At 63.9% G+C, this 19,168-nt stretch carries 19 protein-coding genes; 14 read left to right on the forward strand and 5 right to left on the reverse strand.

The window, feature by feature from the left end; translation table 11 throughout:
* Nucleotide 1 precedes the first annotated feature (1 nt).
* From COCCU_RS01555 to COCCU_RS01565, 3 genes are all read left to right on the forward strand, one after another.
* Complete coding sequence (locus COCCU_RS01555; RefSeq protein ID WP_156229855.1) at nucleotides 2-601, forward strand: TlpA family protein disulfide reductase; 600 nt, start codon at nucleotides 2-4, stop codon at nucleotides 599-601.
* A 98-nt stretch (nucleotides 602-699) separates the two neighbouring features.
* On the forward strand, nucleotides 700-1,449 hold the full coding sequence (locus COCCU_RS01560; protein WP_156232493.1) for an NUDIX hydrolase: 750 nt from the start codon (nucleotides 700-702) through the stop codon (nucleotides 1,447-1,449).
* Between the two features lie 78 nt (nucleotides 1,450-1,527).
* Nucleotides 1,528-2,721 carry a MarP family serine protease gene (locus COCCU_RS01565; RefSeq protein ID WP_156229856.1) on the forward strand — a complete coding sequence of 398 codons (1,194 nt, stop codon included), beginning with the start codon at nucleotides 1,528-1,530 and terminating at the stop codon, nucleotides 2,719-2,721.
* Nucleotides 2,722-2,754: 33 nt separating this feature from the next.
* On the opposite strand, the gene COCCU_RS01570 is transcribed toward COCCU_RS01565, so the two are convergent.
* On the reverse strand, nucleotides 2,755-3,729 hold the full coding sequence (locus tag COCCU_RS01570) for an alpha/beta fold hydrolase (protein ID WP_231598821.1): 975 nt from the start codon (nucleotides 3,727-3,729) through the stop codon (nucleotides 2,755-2,757).
* A 164-nt stretch (nucleotides 3,730-3,893) separates the two neighbouring features.
* Nucleotides 3,894-4,400, reverse strand: a complete 507-nt coding sequence (locus COCCU_RS01575; protein ID WP_156229857.1) for a phage holin family protein — start codon at nucleotides 4,398-4,400, stop codon at nucleotides 3,894-3,896.
* Nucleotides 4,401-4,534: 134 nt separating this feature from the next.
* Between COCCU_RS01575 and COCCU_RS01580 the strand changes: the two genes are divergently transcribed.
* Nucleotides 4,535-5,242, forward strand: coding sequence for a hypothetical protein (locus tag COCCU_RS01580; RefSeq protein ID WP_156229858.1), 708 nt, complete (start codon nucleotides 4,535-4,537; stop codon nucleotides 5,240-5,242).
* Between the two features lie 16 nt (nucleotides 5,243-5,258).
* Here the strand turns inward: COCCU_RS01580 and COCCU_RS01585 are convergent, their stop codons facing one another.
* On the reverse strand, nucleotides 5,259-6,083 hold the full coding sequence (locus tag COCCU_RS01585; protein ID WP_156229859.1) for an HAD family hydrolase: 825 nt from the start codon (nucleotides 6,081-6,083) through the stop codon (nucleotides 5,259-5,261).
* Between the two features lie 733 nt (nucleotides 6,084-6,816).
* Here COCCU_RS01585 and ssd point away from each other — a divergent pair.
* The 8 genes from ssd (at nucleotide 6,817) to COCCU_RS01625 (ending at nucleotide 11,902) form a co-directional block, all read left to right on the forward strand.
* Complete coding sequence (gene ssd, locus COCCU_RS01590) at nucleotides 6,817-7,893, forward strand: septum site-determining protein Ssd (RefSeq protein ID WP_197088404.1); 1,077 nt, start codon at nucleotides 6,817-6,819, stop codon at nucleotides 7,891-7,893.
* A complete protein-coding gene (locus COCCU_RS01595) occupies nucleotides 7,890-9,029 on the forward strand; it encodes a TadA family conjugal transfer-associated ATPase (protein WP_156229861.1) in 1,140 nt (379 codons plus the stop codon). The genes ssd and COCCU_RS01595 overlap by 4 nt, the downstream gene beginning before the upstream one ends.
* The gene (locus tag COCCU_RS01600) at nucleotides 9,026-9,838 is read left to right on the forward strand and encodes a type II secretion system F family protein (protein ID WP_156229862.1); all 813 of its coding nucleotides are present in this window, start codon (nucleotides 9,026-9,028) and stop codon (nucleotides 9,836-9,838) included. Before COCCU_RS01595 ends, COCCU_RS01600 begins: the two co-directional genes overlap by 4 nt.
* On the forward strand, nucleotides 9,835-10,473 hold the full coding sequence (locus COCCU_RS01605) for a type II secretion system F family protein (protein ID WP_156229863.1): 639 nt from the start codon (nucleotides 9,835-9,837) through the stop codon (nucleotides 10,471-10,473). Before COCCU_RS01600 ends, COCCU_RS01605 begins: the two co-directional genes overlap by 4 nt.
* An 80-nt stretch (nucleotides 10,474-10,553) precedes the next feature.
* Complete coding sequence (locus tag COCCU_RS01610; protein ID WP_156229864.1) at nucleotides 10,554-10,787, forward strand: DUF4244 domain-containing protein; 234 nt, start codon at nucleotides 10,554-10,556, stop codon at nucleotides 10,785-10,787.
* A 22-nt stretch (nucleotides 10,788-10,809) separates the two neighbouring features.
* Nucleotides 10,810-11,151, forward strand: coding sequence for a hypothetical protein (locus tag COCCU_RS01615; protein ID WP_407924149.1), 342 nt, complete (start codon nucleotides 10,810-10,812; stop codon nucleotides 11,149-11,151).
* Entirely contained in the window at nucleotides 11,148-11,489 is a 342-nt protein-coding gene (locus tag COCCU_RS01620) for an Rv3654c family TadE-like protein (protein WP_156229865.1), read from the forward strand. Before COCCU_RS01615 ends, COCCU_RS01620 begins: the two co-directional genes overlap by 4 nt.
* A gap of 47 nt (nucleotides 11,490-11,536) precedes the next feature.
* Nucleotides 11,537-11,902, forward strand: a complete 366-nt coding sequence (locus COCCU_RS01625; protein WP_156229866.1) for a hypothetical protein — start codon at nucleotides 11,537-11,539, stop codon at nucleotides 11,900-11,902.
* Here the strand turns inward: COCCU_RS01625 and COCCU_RS01630 are convergent, their stop codons facing one another.
* Nucleotides 11,903-14,260 carry a DEAD/DEAH box helicase gene (locus COCCU_RS01630; RefSeq protein WP_197088470.1) on the reverse strand — a complete coding sequence of 786 codons (2,358 nt, stop codon included), beginning with the start codon at nucleotides 14,258-14,260 and terminating at the stop codon, nucleotides 11,903-11,905.
* Nucleotides 14,261-14,620: 360 nt separating this feature from the next.
* Between COCCU_RS01630 and COCCU_RS01635 the strand changes: the two genes are divergently transcribed.
* Nucleotides 14,621-14,824, forward strand: a complete 204-nt coding sequence (locus tag COCCU_RS01635) for a cold-shock protein (protein WP_156229868.1) — start codon at nucleotides 14,621-14,623, stop codon at nucleotides 14,822-14,824.
* Between the two features lie 136 nt (nucleotides 14,825-14,960).
* On the opposite strand, the gene COCCU_RS01640 is transcribed toward COCCU_RS01635, so the two are convergent.
* Complete coding sequence (locus tag COCCU_RS01640) at nucleotides 14,961-15,569, reverse strand: DedA family protein (RefSeq protein WP_156229869.1); 609 nt, start codon at nucleotides 15,567-15,569, stop codon at nucleotides 14,961-14,963.
* Nucleotides 15,570-16,088: 519 nt separating this feature from the next.
* Between COCCU_RS01640 and topA the strand changes: the two genes are divergently transcribed.
* Nucleotides 16,089-19,064, forward strand: a complete 2,976-nt coding sequence (gene topA, locus COCCU_RS01645; RefSeq protein WP_156229870.1) for a type I DNA topoisomerase — start codon at nucleotides 16,089-16,091, stop codon at nucleotides 19,062-19,064.
* Nucleotides 19,065-19,168: the final 104 nt, after the last annotated feature.

Below are 19,168 nucleotides of genomic sequence, written 5' to 3' on the forward strand. Positions count from 1 at the left end.
GATGCGCAATAGTGTGAAATGGACCGTTGTGGCCGCCATCATCCTGGTGGTGGTGTTGATCACGGCGGTGCCTATGATGCTTGACAGTGTCAACTCCGGGGACGGGGCTGGCGTCTCTCCGGAGGCAGGTGAGGACGTGGCGGAACCTGCCGTTGAGGTGGCTGCCCGCCCGGACTGCCTCGGCATGGGGGTGGGCGCGGTGGGACTGCCCTGCCTGGGCGGGGAGAATGGCCAGGTGGCCGGGGATGCAGAGCCGGTGGGCACCGAAGCCACGGTGGCCAATCTCTGGGCCTGGTGGTGTGGTCCCTGCCGGGATGAACTGCCCGTCTTCGATGAATTCGCCGCCGCCCACCCGGAATACAACGTCGTCGGTGTCCATGCCGACCCCAACCCGGGCAATGGGGCAGCCATGCTCAATGATCTGGGCATTGAACTGTCCTCCTACCAGGATGATGAGAACCTCTTCGCCGGCACTCTCGGGCTACCCGGGGTCGTGCCGATCACCGTGGTCCTGGTCGAGGGGCAGCAGGTGGCGATGTTCCCCCAGCCCTTCGAATCCCTGGAGCAGTTGGAGACCGCGGTGGCGGAGGCTCTGACATGAGCCAACGCCCGGTGCGGGACAACAGCAGAGACAGTGGGTCGGGAGGGGTGTCCGCCAACGAGGACACAGCGCAACCATCTCCCCTGCCACCGGACCTGATGACCCCGGTGCCGCAGTTCATTGCTGATCGCCCCGGGGAAAATATCGACCTCAGCCCGGAGGTCGCACCCTTGTGGATGAATAAACTTTTGCGCAGCATTGACAGCGGTAGTGTGCATTCCACCCTGCGGGCCGGTGGGCTGCACCGTTCCACCGCCCCTGATGATCAGCGTCGGGCAGCGGTGCTGATGCTCTTCTCGGGGGCGGAGACCTCTGCGGAGCTGCCCAATGATGCGGCGGTGTTGTTGACGCACCGTTCGCCGAGGATGCGTTCCCATTCCGGACAGATCGCCTTCCCGGGTGGTCAGATGGATCCCACGGACATCAACGCGGTGGATTGTGCGCTGCGGGAGGCGTGGGAGGAGACCGGCCTGGACCGGCACAGTCTCAGTCCGGTGGCGGAGTTGGATGAGGTGCATATCCGGGCCTCCGGTTATCCGGTGCATCCCATCCTCGGACACTGGCATTCGCCTTCCCGGGTGGGCGTGGTCAGTCCGGAGGAAGCCGATGAGGTTTTCGAGGTGCCGCTTTTTGATCTGATTGATCCGGATAAGCGGCTCATGGTTTCCTGGGGGGATTGGCGGGGCCCTGCGTTCCGGGCGAATGGCTATATCATCTGGGGTTTCACCGGAATGCTGTTGTCTTCGGTGCTGTATCACGCCGGCTGGGAGGAACCCTGGGATCGGGCGCAGAATGTGGATCTACGCCGTGCCCTGGCATCATCACGTAATAATGAGCGAACCCTGTAGGTGTTTTTGATTCCCTCTGATAGAACTTCTGACATCCCCACCGCATTTTCCCCTGCTATCCCGAATTGGAGCACCTAAGTGACCGCGAGCCTGATCATCGATGTACTGCTGATCATTGCGATCCTGGCGGCCCTGGTCAGCGGTTGGCGGGCGGGTGCCTTCTCCTCCGTGCTCAGCACGGTGGGTGTCATCGCCGGCCTGATCTGTGGTGCCGCGCTGGCACCGGTGGTGATGCGGCTGACGGACTCCACCGCGTTGCGGGTGCTGCTGGCGCTGGGCACCATCATTTTATTGGTGGGAGTGGGAAACCTGGTGGGTGGGTTGCTGGGGGCCTCATTGCGGGACCGGATGCGTTTCCGTTCCAGCATGAAGGTGGATTCCGGTATCGGTGCCGTCTTCCAGGGCGTGGTCACCTTATTCGTGGCCTGGCTGGTGGCGATTCCCCTGGCCACCGGGGTGGGTGGGTTGATCGGGGAGGGGATCCGCAATTCCACGGTGCTGGGCGCGGTGGATCAGGTCACCCCGGACCAGTTGAATCGCGTGCCCACCCAGATTTCTGCGCTGCTCAATGACAGTGGGATCCCGCTGATCGGTTCCCCCTTCCAGACGGACTCCTCCCCGGAGGTGCAGGCCCCACGCATCACGGTGGCCAACCAGGAGCTGGTGGAGACGCTGCGTCCCACGGTGGTGCATGTGCTCGGTGATGCCCAGGTGTGCAGCCGTCGTCTGATGGGTTCCGGGTTCGTCACGGAACCGGATTATGTGATCACCAACGCCCATGTGGTGGCAGGTACCGAGACCGTTCGTCTGGACACGGTGCTGGGGATGAAGGAGGCCGAGGTGGTCTACTACAACCCGGATGTCGATATCGCGGTGTTGCACAGTCCCGGTCTGGACCTGCCGGTGATGCCCTGGGCGCAGACCCCGGCCACCACCGGTGATGATGCGATTGTGATGGGCTTTCCGGAGTCCAGTCCCTTCGAGGCGGCGCCAGCCCGAATCCGGGAGCAGATCACCATCGCCGGCCCTGATATCTACGCCAATGGTCGGGTGGAGCGGGAGGCATACACGGTGCGCGGTTCCATCCGTCAGGGCAACTCCGGCGGCCCGATGGCCAATGCGGAGGGTGAGGTCCTGGGCGTGGTCTTCGGGGCCTCAGTGGATTCCTCAGACACCGGTTATGCCCTGACTGCAGCGGAGGTGCAGCGCCAGGTCGGTGATGTCACCAGCCTGACGCAGACGGTGGACACCCAGGCCTGCGTGGCCCGCTAGGGGGAGCGCTTAAACGTGCCGGGTGGGGCTTGTTCAGCGCTGTGGCTGGACCTCGGCGAGGAAGTCGGTGATCGCCCGGACGAACCCGGCAGGGTTCTCCAGGTGCGGCAGGTTACGGGTGCCGGGCACCGCCACCTGCTCCACCCGGGTGCCCGCGGCCACCCGCTGCCGGGCCCTGGTCGCCAGGTGCCGCCATGCCCCCTGCTCCTGGTAGAGCAGGAGCGTGGGTACCTTCACCTGCTGCCTGATCCAGGACAGGGGCACCACACCGGTGAGCAGGCGGTTATTGTGCACGATCGCCGGTCCGGTGTTGCTGATCCGGGCCGCCAGCTGGCGTAGCTCCAGCTCTTTTTCGAAGAGCGGGCTGCGCTGATACTCGGCGGTGGTGTTCACCTGCAGCTGGCGGCGGTAGGCGGTCTTCTGGAAGCGGTGCAGGCGGGAGGAAAGCCCGGAGGGCAGCTGATTCAGCAGCATCCGGATGAGCATCCGGTGGAAGAGCCAGGGGCGGGAGGCGATGCAACGCCGCAGATCCGTGGGGTGGGCGGCGGATACCGCGACCAGGGCGCGCACCCGTTCCGGGTTGTTGGCCGCCAGCACCCAGGCTGCCGCACCACCGGTGTCATTGCCGACCATGATCGCGGAACCATGCCCCAGCGCACGGATCAGCCCGGAGAGGTCACCCGCGGCATTGCGCAGGTCATAGCCATAACCTGTGGGGGGTTTATCAGACATCCCATAACCGCGGACATCAACTGCGGCGACGTGGAACCCTGCCTGTGCCAGCGGCTCGATGACCTCCCGGTAGTCGAACCAACCGCCGAAGGAACCGTGCACCAGCACAATCAACGGATCTGCGGGATCACCCGCGGTGGCGGTGTGCAGGCGGATGCCCCGGGTATGCACCAGCTCATGCTGGAAGGGGCCCTCCAAGGAGACGACGGCGGGCGGAAATTCGCCATGGGCGTCCGGCACAGGTTCGGCGGGGGCACCTTCTCGGGCTGAGGTCACCGGAATCCTCCTTCGGACACAGGAAAAACCATCCCAGGGTCGACGATACACACCGCGCGGGGGCTTCTTCCTGGGATGGGGGAGGCCACCGACCTGCGTGCGGCAGATCAGCGGCCCGGGGGAAGTGAAATTAAGTGAGCGGCACCAGCGGTTGCCCGGGGGACCTAGCTGTACATGCCCCGGTTCTTGGCCTCAAGCTTCTTGGTGGCCTGTCCCGGCACCAGGTGCTTGAGGTCAGAGACCGAATCGATGGTCTTCTTCGGGGCGCTGATCTTCTTGACCTTCTTGTAGCCGAAGAACGCCAGGCCAGCGGCCATGACGACCATCACCAGGAAGACGATGAGGAAGGCGGCCCAGCGGTCCAGCCAGGTCGACAGCAGTTCCGCGACGAAGAAGAAAAAGAAGAAGGAGCTGTAGAGGGCGATGACACCGGCGACACCGAAAAGCCCGCCACCGATCGCACCCTTCTTGGCCTCGCCGGCGATCTCGGTCTTGGCCAGTTCAACTTCAGCCCGGAAGAGGCTGGACATCTGGGCGGTGGCGTCGCTGATCAGGTTGCCGATGGATCCCTGCCCGGCGCCGTGGGTGTCCACATCGCTCAGCGGAATGGAATTCACCTTTGCGGAGAAATCCTCGGTGCCACTGGTAAATAGGCCGTTCTGATTGCTCACGATGCTCTTTCCTCCATTAGATCGACAGGTGAAACGCTGGGGAGCACTAGCTCCAATGGTGCCACGGATGGCGGCGGGTTGCGTGCCTGATGACCGGATTAGTTGTTGGTTTCCTCAGCACTACCCTAGTTGATATGACCGTTGTAGACCCGCTTCACCCACTGCTGAACCTCGGCGAGGTCGCCGAACTCCATGAGAGTGCCCGTGCCGCGATCGCCGCCGTCCACCGTCGACCGGTGAGTTTAAGGCACCCGGAGGTCACCGGATCCGAGTCCGTGCTCCGTGGCGCCCGGCTGAGCACGCTTATCGACGGCCACGACATCGACCTCGGCAGCGAACCCGCCGGCCCACTGGGCCAGGCCATCAGCTGCTACAGCCTGCTTGCCCCAGGAAAGCTGGAGTCCTCGGCCCGCACCTTCGGGCGTGCCCCGCTCCAGGTGCTGGCCCGGATGGATGTACTCGCCGGTGGGGATGGTGTGCCGGTGGCTGCCGCAGGGGCCACCAGGTTGCGCACCCTCACCCAGGTCATCGTCGGCGGTGCCCATGATGGTCTGTTGCCCCAGATCGTCCACGGGGAGATCGCCTCAGCGCAGATCTTCGGCCCCCGCAGTGGGCTGGTGGCCCGGGCTGCCTGCCGACTGGCGGCGGTGCACTCCGGTTTTGACCCGCGGGGACTGGCGGTCCCGGAAAGTTATCTCAATCGGCACCGCAGGGAGTACGCGATGGCCTTGGCTGGATTCGGCGGTGGTCCGGAAGGGGTCGGGGTATTCCTGGAGCTGATGTTCCGGGCCTGGGAAGCTGGGGCAGCAGAAGCTGAGGCCATCGCCCAGGCCGCCGCCTAGCTGAACTTTCTGGGGGTCAGGCGGTGCCGCGGCGGGCCCGCCGGGCCCAGAGCAGGCCACCCACGGCGGCGGCGACACCGGCGAAGAGGCTGGAACCGATGGTCAGCTCCCGGGCGCTGGGGGCCTGGAAAAGCGGCACCGGATTGCGGAAGGAGAGGATCTCCCAACCGTTCTCCAGGGACTTCTTCTTCATCTGGCGGTCCGGGTTGACGGCGGTGGGGTTGCCCACGACCTCCAGCATCGGGATATCCGTGGCGGAATCCGAGTAGGCGTAGCTGGCGTCGAGGTCGTAGTGGTTTTCCTCGGCCAGACGGCGCATGGCCTCAGCCTTGGCGGGGCCTTTGCAGTAGAAGGAGATCTCGCCGGTGAACTTGCCTTCCGAGGTTTCCATCTCGGTTGCCACTACCTGGTCCACCCCCAGTTCTTCGGCGATCAGCTCGACCAGCATGGTGGCGGAGGCGGAGATTATGATCACCTCATGACCGGCGGCGCGGTGCTTTTCTATCAGCTCACGGGCTTCGGCATAGATGGTCGGGGTGACCACATGGTGCAGTGCATCGGATGCGATGGCGCGCACCTGCTCCACATCCCAGCCGGTGACCATGGTGGCCAGCTGGTCCCGGGAGGAATCCATCTGGGTGCTGTTGTGGCCGGAGAACATGTAGGTGGCCTTGCTCATCGAGAGTTCGATGGCCTCTGCCGTGCTGATTAGCCCGTTATGCATGAACTCCTTGCCGAAAGCGTGGGCTGAGGAGGTGGCGATCACCGTTTTGTCCAGGTCGAAGAAGGCTGCCACCCGGCGGGGGCCGATGACTGCCGAGTGTTCTTCCTGGTGGATCATCTTTGTCAGTCTAACGCTGTGGAGGTTGTGGGCATAGTGGCTGCTGTGGAAAACGTGACTGGAGAGATTGGCTCTCAAGGGCTTCGTTTGCATCAGTATCCATCTCTGCCGGGCATGGGGGCGGGAAGCTCCCATTGGTTACAAATTGGTCTCAAAGGGGATATCGCCGGAGTGGGTGACTTCGTTTCAGGAAAGATTTGGAGAAGTGCCCAAGGCCGGTCCAGGGGGTGAATCCCTGAGGCGGGTCGACGGGCCTTGAAGAATGAATCTCGAGGAATGGGATAGGGCTGACCCTTTCGGGTGGAGGGGTCTTGGCCTGCGCTGTTGGGGGCGGAGTCGCGTACCAGCCGGGAAAGGGGAAATATTCTCGAAAAGATTTGCTAATTTCTTTTCCGAGAGTGTTGTCATGCCTTGAGTGGTATGTAATAATGCCTAGTGCAAGGCCCCGATATACAGAGTGGCCTGCCCCGGCTCGCCCCCCGAGGCCGGGTAGACGGTCCGCGCACACCCCCCCCGAGGCGCGGACCGTCCTTTATTTTCTCTATCTCTCTCTTGCCGGGGAATCTCCGTGGCGAGGTTCTGTGGAGAGAATCGCATGATCCACCTTCCCCTGCTGTGTGGGAAAGGGAGTTATCCACAGAACCATGTTGAGGCATCAACATGATCGGGGTTTCTCCACAGCTTTGTCTGAGAGGCATTGTGGAAGCGTTGTGCCGCCGCGATGGTGAGTGGCATGAGTCCAGCGCAAACCCCCATTCTGGTGGCGATCAGTAATCCGGTGCTTCATCCCGAAGCCATCCATATTGCGGCCGCCACCGGCCGAAAGATCATCGACACCACCGAGCCCGCGGAAATCATCCGCCACTACCGGAGGGTGGATGCGGTCCTCATCGATGCCGACACCGTCAGCGGACTGGGGGAACTGCCCCGCCGTCGCCATGTCTATTTCCTGGTCGCTGATTCTGGTCCCGTGGATTGGCGGCTGGCCCTGGGATGTCACGCCGATAACGCCCTGGTCATTCCGGCGCAGGCCGCGGAACTCCTGGGCGCTCTGGGCCGGGAGAAACACTCCGCTGAAGGTCAGGGGAAGGTTCTGGGCATCACGGGTTCCGCCGGTGGAGCGGGGGCCAGTACCCTGGCGGTGGCGCTGGCCAGGCAGGCCCGCCGCGTGGGTGAAGTGGCTTTAATTGATGCTGATCCCCGGGCAGGTGGCCTGGACCTGCTCCTGGGTCTGGAGGATGTCAGCGGGGCCCGCTGGCAGGACCTGAGCTTCGGGGAAGGGGCGATCGCGGTCGGGGAACTCCGCGCCGCACTGCCCACCTCCCGGGACGGGATCACCCTGCTCACCGGAGCCCGCGCCACCATCGCAGACCCCTATGAACTCAGCGGCAGTGAACTCATCTCCGCCCTGGAGAGCCTGCGTTCCGGTCCGGAACTGACGGTGGTTGACCTGCCCGTCGGCAGGGAGGTCACCGAAGCTGCGGTGGAGCACTGTGACCGGGTGCTGCTGCTGGTGCCCGCCGAGGTTCGTCCGGTGGCGGCCGCTGCCCAGCAGGTTGCCCGCTGGCGGTCACGCCAGGTGGAGGTGGAGCTGATCCTGCGACACCGCGGTTGGTCCGGGCTGGGGGTCCCTGAGGTGGAGAACATCACCCGGGCGGAGGTCATTGCCGAGTTGGGAACCATCTCTCGGCTGTCCAAGCAGACCGAGATGCAGGGACTTCCGGAGAATCTTCCCCGGCCACTGCTGTTGGCCGCCCAGGCCGGACTGGCGGCGGTCGAGGTGCTCAACCGAGAGCAGCTGCGCCGATGAACCGGGTTGAGGAGCTGCTGGAGAAAGTCCAACGTCGGATGGTGGCTGAATCCATCGGTGGGGATGCCGCCGAAACGGCCCGACTGGTCCGTGCGGAGGCCGGAGCGATCAGTGATGTCGATGTGCTGGAGGTTCTGCGCAAACTCCGTCATGACTCCACCGGGGTGGGAAAGCTGGAACAACTGCTGATGATCAACGGTGTCACCGACATCGTGGTCAATGGCCGGGAACAGGTCTGGTTTGACCGGGGTCGGGGAATGGAGAAATCCGAGCTCATCTTCGACTCCGAGGTCGAGGTCCGGCGGCTGGCCACCCGACTGGTGGTGGCCTGCGGTGGACGACTCGATGATGCCCAACCCTTCGCCGATGGCAGGTTGCACCGCTCCGATGGCAGCCAGATCCGGGTCCATGCCCTGCTCAGTCCGCCCGCAGAAGGTGGCACCTGTCTGAGCCTGCGGATCCTACGACAGGCAGTGACCACCCTGCCCCAACTGGTGTCCGGGGGAACCCTGAGCGAGGAAATGGCCCAGCTGCTGCGCGCCATGGTGCACGCACGGCAGGCATTCCTGGTGGTCGGTGGCACCGGCTCCGGAAAAACCACCCTGCTCTCTGCGTTGCTGGCGGAAGTCCCGGAGCAGGAAAGGATCCTGTGCATCGAGGACACCGCTGAACTGCAGCCCCTGCATCCCCATGTGGTCTCCCTGGTTAGCCGGGGCAGCAACATAGAAGGCAGCGGTGGGATCAGCCTCGCCGAATTGCTGCGCCAGGCCCTGCGGATGCGTCCCGACCGGATCGTGGTCGGGGAGATCCGGGGTGGGGAGGTGGTGGATCTGCTCGCCGCCCTCAACACCGGACATGATGGCGGCGCCGGTACCGTGCATGCCAACTCACTGCATGAGGTCCCCGCCCGGATGGAGGCCCTCGCCGCCCTGGGTGGGTTGGATGCCCCGGCCCTGCACTCCCAGCTCTCCGCCGCGGTGAAGGTGGTCCTGGTGATGCGGCGTACCGCGGTCGGCAGGCAGCTCCACCAGGTGGGGGTCCTGCGGGGAAACCCGGTGGAGAGCGTCGTCATCTGGGACCTGGATAATGGGCCCTCCCCGGAATTCCAGGATTTCCGCAGGCAGGTGGGACTGTGATCGCCGTATTCCTCCTCGGCCTGGGGCTGGTTCTCCCACTGCCCGGCCCGGATCTCCGGCTCCGGACCTTCACCCGGGGTCTGGGCCAGATGATCCCCGGTAATACCGGCAGCCGCTCCCCAGGCGTGGTGTTCATCCTGAGTCTGGCCGTGGTGATCCTGAGCTTCCTGTTGATCGGGGAACCCACCGTGGCCCTGACAGCTGGTGTCATCATCGGCACCGCCACCTGGAGCCTGCGACAACTCAGGGCAGGGCAGCGCAGCCGCCGACGCAGTGCCGCCACCGCCGTATTCCTCGGTCATCTGCTGGGTGAACTACGCGCCGGTTCCAGCATCCCCCAGGCCATCTCAGCGGCAGCCGACTCAGTCCCCGAAAACGCACCCCCGGAATTCCGGTCCGCAGTCGAGGTGACCGCAGCCCGGACCCGCTCCGGGGGCTCCGGCCCCGATGTCCTGCATGACGCCCGCGCCACCGTCCCGGAACTCGGGGAACTGGCACAGATGTGGCGCACCGCCGAACATCATGGCATCCCCCTGGCACCCCTGATCGGAGAAGCACAACAACGCCTGGATGCCAGAACCCGGCACCGTGCCGCCACCAACGCCGCCCTGCAGGGCCCCCAGGCTACCGCGGTGGTGCTGACCCTGCTGCCCCTCGCCGGGGTGGGCATGGGCAGTGCCATGGGGGCGGACCCCCTGGGACTGCTCTTCGGGGGCGGGTTGGGAGGCATCCTCCTCCTGCTCGGGGTTGCTCTGAGCTGCAGTGGTTTCCTCTGGTCCCGACAGATCATCATGGGGGCAGCGACATGATCAGCATCCTCCCACCCCTGGGACTGCTCCTGCTCGCCGCAGCTTTCCAGCTGACCCCACCCGGCCCCTGGCATCGCGGCAGGGAAGGTTGGCGAGGCCCCAAGCACCCCCGGGACGGGCCGGAAGGAAACACCACGACCGCGCTGCCCGGTTGGCTCAACTCCCGACTGGACCGGGCCCGGGGGAGCCCCAAGGTGGACCGATTGGGGGTGGCCGCCGATATCAGTCTCTTCGCCGCCTGCCTGAGAGCAGGGCTGTCCACCGGGCAGGCGGCATCGGCGGTGGCTGCCGCAGCAGCAGCCGACACCGCCGGGCACTGGACCTCGGTCGCCGCCCTGCTGCAGGTGGGCGTCGACCCCGCCCGGGCCTGGAGCGCGATGAATGACATCCCGGGACTCTCGGAACTCGCCGGCCTGGCCCGAATGTCCCAGCGCTCCGGGGCGGCGGTGGCCGAGGGCTGTGAACGCATCGCCGAGACCCTCCGCAGTGAGGCCTCGGACGCGGCCCAAGCCGCCGCCGAACGCGCCGGGGTGTTCATTGCGCTGCCATTGGCAATGTGTTTCCTCCCCGGCTTCATCATCCTGGGCCTGGCTCCGGTGGTGATCGGCCTGGGCACCCAGATCCTCAACCCCTGACCCTCCATCCCCGTCAACCCACTTCACCCATCAATCCTGAACACCACACTCGAAAACCACACTCGAACAAGGAGAAAATCATGTCCATCCAGAAGCTGCAGCAGTCCACCTCCTCCCGCCTTAAGATCGCAGATCTCAAGGCCAGAACCCACCGGATCATGGCCAATGAGGAGGGGATGTCGACGGTGGAATATGCCATGGGATCTTTGGCGGCCGCGGCCCTGGCGGCGGTGCTCTACGCCGTCATCAACGGCGGCGGAGTCGTCGACGCCATCGAAGCCATCATCACCGACGCCCTGACCAGCACCCCTTAGGTAAGCGGGAGAGCACAGCACCATGAGGCAGTGGATGCCGCACCGGGAATTTAGCCACCTGATCACCCGGGCACTTCGCAACCAACAGGGCTCGGTCACCATCGAGGCAGCCCTGGGACTGAGCAGCCTGGTGATCGTCTGCGCCGCGATGATCGGCGGGATCGCCACCCTGGCGGCCCAGGTCGCAGCCATCGACAGTGCCGGTGCCGCCGCACGCTCCCAGGCCATCGGGGTGGACTATGAACCACCCCGGGGAAGCGTCAGCATCCACACCTCCGACGGGCTGCTCACCGCCACCGCCGAAATCCCGGCGATCTTCGGACCGGTCCAGGCCACCGCCATCTACCCGGTGGAGACACCGTGAACGGCGGTCGCCGGATCGGGGCACTACTGCGGGAGCAAGGGGGTTACGCCACCTTGGTCAGCACCGCCATCATCGTGGTGCTGATCAGCCTGGGACTGGTGGTCATCGCCGCAGCCGGGCAGGTCACCGCCAGTCACCAGCTGAGAAATAGCGCTGAGCTGGCAGCTGTGGCGGGGGCGCATGCCCATTACCGCGGTGAGGATGCCTGTGCGGTGGCCGGGGAAACAGTAGCACTCAACACCGGAGAAATGAAGAACTGCCACACCCAGGGAGGTGATGTCATCATTGAGGTCAGGCTGCGGGGTCAAGGTGCGGTGGCCCGGGCCGGGCCACTTTGAACCCAAAATTAGTGTCCCATCTCACAATTCGGGCTTAAACTCGGAACATGAGTGAATCAGCACCAGCCTTCGTCCATGACTTCTTCGTCCATTACGCCAGGGCGCTGCTTGACCGGGATGCCACCGGGATAGCCGACCTCTACGCGATCCCGGCCCTCATTCTCTTCCCGGGCCAATCCATCGCGGTCACCGAGCGCGACCAGGTCGAAGATTTCTTCACCTCATCCTGGGGACAGTATGAGGGGGTGAAGGAACTCGGCCGCCAGGTCACCGTGTGCGGGGAGGCACCCGCATCCCTGTGGGTCGATGTCGCCTGGAGCTACTCCGGGCAGATCCGCGAACGCTTCTGCTACCAGCTGATTGAGGAGGGAGGGGAGTGGTGCATCGCGGTGATCACACCCCTGGCCCTGTGATCACCCGACCTCCGGCTGGGAACCCAACATCGTCACCATCGCCCCGAGCAGGGCCAGCGCCCCCGACTTGCTCAGCGGATTATTGCCGTTACCACACTTCGGTGACTGCACACAGGAAGGGCACCCGGACTCACAACGGCAGGAATGCACCGCCTCAAAGGTGGCCTCAATCCACACCCGGAAACGCTGGAAACCGGTGTCCGCGAACCCCGCCCCACCAGGGTGCCCGTCATAGACAAACACCGTCGGCAACCCGGTGTCCGGATGCAGGGCAGTGGACACCCCACCGATGTCCCAGCGGTCACAGGTCGCCAACAGGGGCAGAAGTCCGATCGCCGCATGTTCCGCGGCATGCAATGCGCCAGGGACCTCGGCGACCGGAATCCCCATCGCGCCCAGTGCCGCCGGATCAATGGTGTAAGCCACCGCCCGGGTCTGCAGAACCTGCGGCGGCATCTGCAGCGGCACCGAATCCAACACCGTCCCATCCGGCATCCGGGCCACATAACCGGTCACCCGATCTGTGACCTCCACATCAACATTGGCCACCCACAACCCCGGCGAAGGACTGTAGAGCTCATCCTCCCCGGCCGCCGAGGTGATCTGAATATCAGTCTGGCTCCGCGCGAAAGTGGTGTAATCCGGCACCTCGGGCCGCGCCAGAGCCACGTAGTCCTCGAAATCCAGCTCCTCAATGACAAAGCTCTCGCCCTGGTGCAGATAAACCGCGCCGGGGTGGACCTGGGAGGCTGCCCGGGCGGAGTCGATGGTACCCAGTAGTCGACCATCGCTGATATCGACGATCATGACCTCCTCGCCCGAACCACCGCGCAGGCTCACCGAGGTGTGCGCGGTGTCCGGGGTCGGCAGTCCGGAATCATCGGCGGGACGAGCCACCGCGAACCAGCCTCGCGGGCGGCGTCGCAACAGGCCCGCCGCCTCCAGCTCGGCCACCACCTCCCCGGCCTGGAAGTTCTCGACATCAGCCGTGCTCAGGGGCTTTTCGACGGCCGCGCAATAGATGTGGCCACGGAGTACAAAAGGATTCCGTGGGTTGAAGACGGTCCTTTCCACCGGGCGTCCCAACAGTGCCTCCGGATGGTGCACAAGATAGGTGTCCATCGGTTCGTCCCGGCCGACCAGGATCACCAGGGAGCCCTGCCCCCGGCGTCCCGCTCGCCCGGCCTGCTGCCAGAAGGAGGCCACCGTGCCGGGAAAGCCGGCGGTGACCACCGCATCCAACCCCCCGACATCGATACCGAGTTCCAGTGCATTGGTGGTGGCCACACCCAGAAGTTCACCCTCATCGAGCTGCCGTTCCAACCTTCTCCGGTCCTCGGCGAGGTAACCGGCCCGGTAGGAGGCGATTCTTTCGCTGAGGTCTGGTTTTCCCATCAGAGCCAGATCCTCCGCGCAGCGCATCGCCACCACCTCCGACTGGCGGCGGGAGCGGACGAAGGTGAGGGTGCGTGCCCCGCCGGCGACCACGGTGGCCATCACTCCGGCGGCCTCCGAAGTTGCGGAACGACGCACCGGTGCACCATTCTCGCCCTCCACCCCTTCCAGGAAGCCCGGTTCCCAGAGCATGAGGGTGCGTGCCCCGGTGGGGGCGCCATCCTCGGTGACCGCCTGCACCTTTCTGCCGATCAGGTTGCCGGCATGCTCGGCCGGGTCATGGGAGGTTGCTGAGGCCAGGATCACGGTGGGGTGGGAGCCGTAATGGGCGGCGATGCGCAGCAGGCGTCGCAGCACCAGTGCGATATTCGCGCCGAAGATGCCGCGGTAGGTGTGACATTCATCGATGACCAGGAACTTCAGGTGACGCAGTATCCGGCCCCAGCGCTCATGGTGTGCCAGGAGGGAAACGTGCAGCATGTCCGGGGTGGAGAAAATCATCCGGGAACCGTCCCGGATCCCGCTGCGGGCCTCGGTGGGAGTGTCGCCGTCATAGGGGGCGGGGTGCACCCCGGACAGGCCTGCCACCTCACGGCAGAACCGGGAGGCCACCGCCAGCTGATCGGAACCCAAGGCCTTGGTCGGAGTGAGGTAGAGGGCGCAGGCACGGGGGTCGGTGGCGAGGGAGGAAAGGATGGGGAGCTGATAGCCCAGGGATTTACCGGAGGAGGTGCCTGTGGCCAGCACCACATCCTCACCTCGGTGGGCAATTTCCGCGCACTCCACCTGGTGGCGGTAGGGGCGGGTGATTCCCTGCTCCCGGAGGTAGGCCTGCAGAGGTGGATGAACCCATTCCGGCCATTGGCCATAGCGGGCTTTCCGGGGTGGGATGGTGGTGCTGTAAGTGCAGGTGGATTCGGGGAAGCGTCGGGTGATGGCGGCGGCCAGCTCCTCGCCCAGCAGGTTGCGGAACGGGGTTTCGGCACCGGTTTTTGCGGCGTTGGCTGGTGGTTGCGGAAACTCCAAATCCTGGGGATCTGACACCTGGAAATCACCCCTAAAAGTGTGGGTTATTGCGGACTTTTTGACCAAACTTTAGTCGATGGCTATCGCGAGCCGGGAAAACATGACAGACTAGGTCTTGGTCGCGGTTTCTGCGCGCAGTGTCTAGGCGCTCGCAAAGATATTAACGCGAGCGCCCAGTTGAACTCACGCTGTGCACGAAACTGCATGCTTGGGGGATGCCTGGGAGTTCGATTCCGACCCGGTGTTTCCAGCAATTCGGAAGCGCCGTATCTCTCCAGGAAAGTAAAGGTTAGTAATATGGCACAGGGAACTGTGAAGTGGTTCAACGCGGAGAAGGGCTTCGGCTTTATCGCTCCGGAAGATGGATCCGCTGACGTTTTCGTCCACTACTCCGAGATTCAGGGCAACGGTTTCCGTACCCTCGAGGAGAACCAGCAGGTTGAGTTCGAGATCGGCGAAGGCGCCAAGGGCCCGCAGGCTCAGGCTGTTAACCCGCTGTAAATAGCGGCTAACGCCAGCTCAACCAAAAGACGTTGATCATCGCAATGCGATGATCAACGTCTTTTGCTTTGCCGGCATGTCGGGTTAAACATGTCTTCAGTCCCGGGGGTGGGGGTGTCGATAAGCGGGGGCGGGGTCAATGCTGGGGGCGAGAGCGTTGCCAACGACGCTGCAGGTACTGCAGCAGCAGGCCGAAGATGATGCCGAAGGTGGCGCCGGCCACGAGTCCGATCAGGGGTTGCTCCTGGAAGAGCCAACCGCCGAGATACCCCAGGAAGGTGGCCTGGATCGCCCAGATGAAAGCGCCGATGGAGTCCCAGAGTAGGAAACGTCGCCAGGAATAACCCACCGAGCCGAGGATGATGGTCACGAACCAGCGTGCCCAGGGGATGAAGCGGGCGATGATGATCGTTGAGACATCACGTTCGTTGAGATTCCTGCGGGCCCACTTCAGAGCTTTGCCGCGGCTGGAATCACCCGGGATACGGTTGACGACCCCGATCAGGCGGGTGCCGAAGAAATAGCAGAGATTATCGCCGATGATGGCGGCCAGGGTAGCGAAAAGAAGAATCAGGAAGAGGTTCGGCACGCCGCGCGCCCCGGACCATGCCCCAGCCAACGAGATGACGGTCTCGCTCGGGATCAGGGGGAGAAGGCTGTCGATGAGAACCACCAGGCTGAGTGCCGGGTAGAAGGCGTCGGAGGTCATCAGGGATTCGACCCATGACACGAAGTTCTCGCTCAAGGGGCGGCCTCCAAATTAAAAAAATGCATTGTCCGGTAATCCTAGTGATTCTTCGCGGCACATGTCGGCTCACACTGTCTCTACGCCTTCACCCCCGTGGTGGTGGGGTGCGATAACGCGCGTTTCCGTTCCTGCCCTGCAGGGTGTCCCGGGGATCGGCGCCCAAGGGGTTTGCTTTCGGGGGGAGGAACGGGGCGTGTCCCGGCTGGGGTGGGGGTCCCGGATTTCCCGGTGTGGAAAAGGGCTTCTGCCAGCTGGGATGGGTGAATGATTCGGTTCGGGAAAGGATATTTGAGCATTCCGGGAGAAGAGCATTAATTACTGTGTAGCGTGTATTCCTAATTAAGGCGTGATGTAGTGTCACCTGAAATGACAACATCGTAATTTTCGGCTCGGCGACATCGTCCCGGGTCCGAACAGCTACGGTGAACAGTAATAAGATGCAAAACCACGGGAGATGAATCCTGTGGCGAATCCATGCGTAGGCACTAATCAGTAGGCGAGAGGGAAGTAACCCCGGTGGCAGCAGACAATGGCTCGGACGTCAAACGACTTGTGATTGTCGAGTCGGCGACCAAGGCAAAGAAGATACAGCCTTACCTGGGAAACAACTACATCGTCGAAGCCTCGGTGGGTCATATCCGTGACCTGCCGCGCGGTGCTGCAGATGTTCCCGCAAAGTACAAGAAGGAACCCTGGGCCCGCCTCGGCGTGGACACCGACCACGGTTTCTCCCCCTTGTACGTGGTCAGCCCCGATAAGAAGAAGAAGGTCGCTGACCTCAAGGCCAAGCTCAAGCAGGTCGATGAGCTGTACCTCGCAACAGACCCCGACCGTGAGGGCGAGGCCATTGCCTGGCACCTGCTCGAAGTCCTGAACCCCCAGGTTCCGGTCCGCCGCATGGTCTTCCACGAGATCACGAAGCCGGCCATCCTCGAGGCGGCCGCCAACACCCGCGAACTCGACCACAACCTGGTCGACGCCCAGGAAACCCGCCGCATCCTGGACCGCCTCTATGGCTATGAGATCTCCCCGGTGCTGTGGAAGAAGGTCATGCCGCGGCTGTCGGCCGGGCGGGTGCAGTCCGTGGCCACCCGCGTGATCGTCGAACGCGAACGCGAACGCATGGCCTTCGTCTCCGCCGACTACTGGGATATCGCCGCCGAGCTGGACACCGGCAACCAGGGGCAGGACCCGGAGAACCCCCGCACCTTCAAGGCCAAGCTCACCGCCATCGACGGGGTGCGCATCGCCCAGGGCCGTGATTTCAATGACCGCGGCCAACTGACCTCTGAAGTTGTGGTCGTGGATCAGGTTCGTGCCGAGGCGTTGGCAGCCGGTCTCCAAAAAGCCCAGCTCAGTGTCGCGGGGGTCGAGGAAAAGCCCTATACCCGTCGCCCCTACGCACCCTTCATGACCTCCACCCTGCAGCAGGAGGCCGGCCGTAAGCTGCACTTCACCTCGGAGCGGACCATGCGCATTGCGCAGCGTCTCTACGAGAACGGTCACATCACCTATATGCGTACTGACTCCACCTCGCTCTCTGCCTCCGGTATCGAGGCCGCCCGGGCTCAGGCACGGGAGCTCTATGGCGCCGCCTTCGTCGCAGAAAGCCCGCGTCGTTATGACCGCAAGGTGAAGAACTCCCAGGAGGCCCACGAGGCCATCCGTCCCGCCGGCGAAACCTTCGCCACCCCGGGTCAGCTGCACGGCCAGCTCGATGCGGAGGAATACAAGCTCTATGAGCTGATCTGGCAGCGCACCGTCGCCTCCCAGATGTCGGACGCGAAGGGCACCTCCATGAAGGTGACCGTCAGCGGTGAGGCCGAAAGTGGGGAACAGGTGGAGTTCTCCGCCACCGGCCGCACCCTCACCTTCCCCGGTTTCCTCCGCGCCTATGTCGAAACCACCCTCAACGCCGAGGGGCGCGATGTCGCCGACAACGCAGAGAGCCGCTTGCCGCGCCTGAACAAGGATGATGATCTCAGCGTCAACCATCTTGAAGCTGCCGGTCACTCCACCAATCCGCCGGCCCGTTACACCGAAGCCAGCCTGGTGAAGAAGATGGAGGACCTGGGCATCGGTCGTCCTTCAACCTATGCGTCGATCATCCGCACCATCCAGGACCGTGGTTATGTCCTGCCGCGCGGTAACGCCCTGGTCCCCAGCTGGGTGGCCTTCGCCGTGATCGGCCTGATGGAGCAGAACTTCGAGGACCTGGTCGACTATGACTTCACCTCCTCCATGGAGGATGAGCTCGATAACATCGCCAGTGGTCAAGAGGACCGCACCGAATGGCTCAACGGCTTCTACTTCGGCAACCCCGATGCCTCTGACGCCAAGGCCGAGTCCATTGCCCGTAAGGGCGGACTCAAGACCCTGGTCGGTGAGAACCTCGAGCAGATCGACGCCCGACTGGTGAACTCCCTGCACCTCTACGATGATTCCGAGGGTCGGGCCATCAATGTCCGGGTGGGTCGTTACGGCCCCTATATTGAACGCCAGGTGGGTGTGAAGGAGGATGGCGAACCGGAGTACCAGCGCGCCAACCTGCCGGAATCCACCACTCCGGATGAGTTGACCCTGGAGGTCGCCGAGAAGCTCTTCGCCACCCCGCAGGGCGGTCGTGAGCTGGGTGTGAACCCGGCCAATGGTCGTGTCATCGTGGCCAAGGAAGGCCGCTATGGTCCTTATGTCACCGAGCAGGTGCGTGAGGATGAGCGTGAGCGGGCTGAGACTGAGGCGGAGAAGATCATCCTCGTGGAACGCGAGGAGGAGGACCGCCAGCGCGCCGAGGAAGGCAAGCGGAAGAAGAACTGGGACACCAAGACCGCCGCCAACCAGAAGGAGAAGCGGATCAACCAGCTGGTCGAGGAATCCCTCAAGCCGGCCACCGCCTCCCTCTTCTCCTCCATGGAACCTGCCACCGTCACCCTGGAGCAGGCGCTGCAGCTGCTTTCCCTGCCCCGCGAGGTCGGTGTCGACCCGGTGGACAATGAGGTCATCACCGCACAGAACGGCCGCTACGGCCCCTATCTGAAGAAGGGCACCGACTCCCGTTCCCTGGCAAATGAGGAGCAGATCTTCACCGTCACCCTGGATGAGGCCCGCCGTATCTACGCTGAGCCCAAACGCCGTGGCCGTGCCGCTGCCACCCCGCCGTTGAAGGTGCTGGGGGACAATGACGTTTCCGGCAAGCCGATGACCGTCAAGGACGGCCGCTTCGGCCCCTATGTCACCGATGGCGAGACCAACGCCTCGTTGCGCAAGGGAGATGTTCCGGAAAAGCTTACCGACGCCCGCGCCAATGAGCTGCTCTCTGAGCGTCGCGCCAAGGAAGCCGCCGATGGTGGAACCAAGAAGACCACCAAGAAGACCACGGCGAAGAAAACCACCGCCAAGAAGACCACCAAGAAGACCACGGCGAAGAAAACCACCAAGAAGCCGCCGCAGACCACCAAGCGTGTAGTCAAGGCCGGCACCCGGAAGCAGTAAACCAGAGGGGTTCGCGGCCCCGGGAAAGTTTCTCGGGGCCACGTCCTCAAAGGCACCTGAGCACCGGTTATTCCCCTGAAGATGGTGGGGGAAACCGGAATGTT

Origin of the sequence: Corynebacterium occultum (genome assembly GCF_009734425.1) — a bacterium.
Lineage (GTDB): Bacteria > Actinomycetota > Actinomycetes > Mycobacteriales > Mycobacteriaceae > Corynebacterium > Corynebacterium occultum.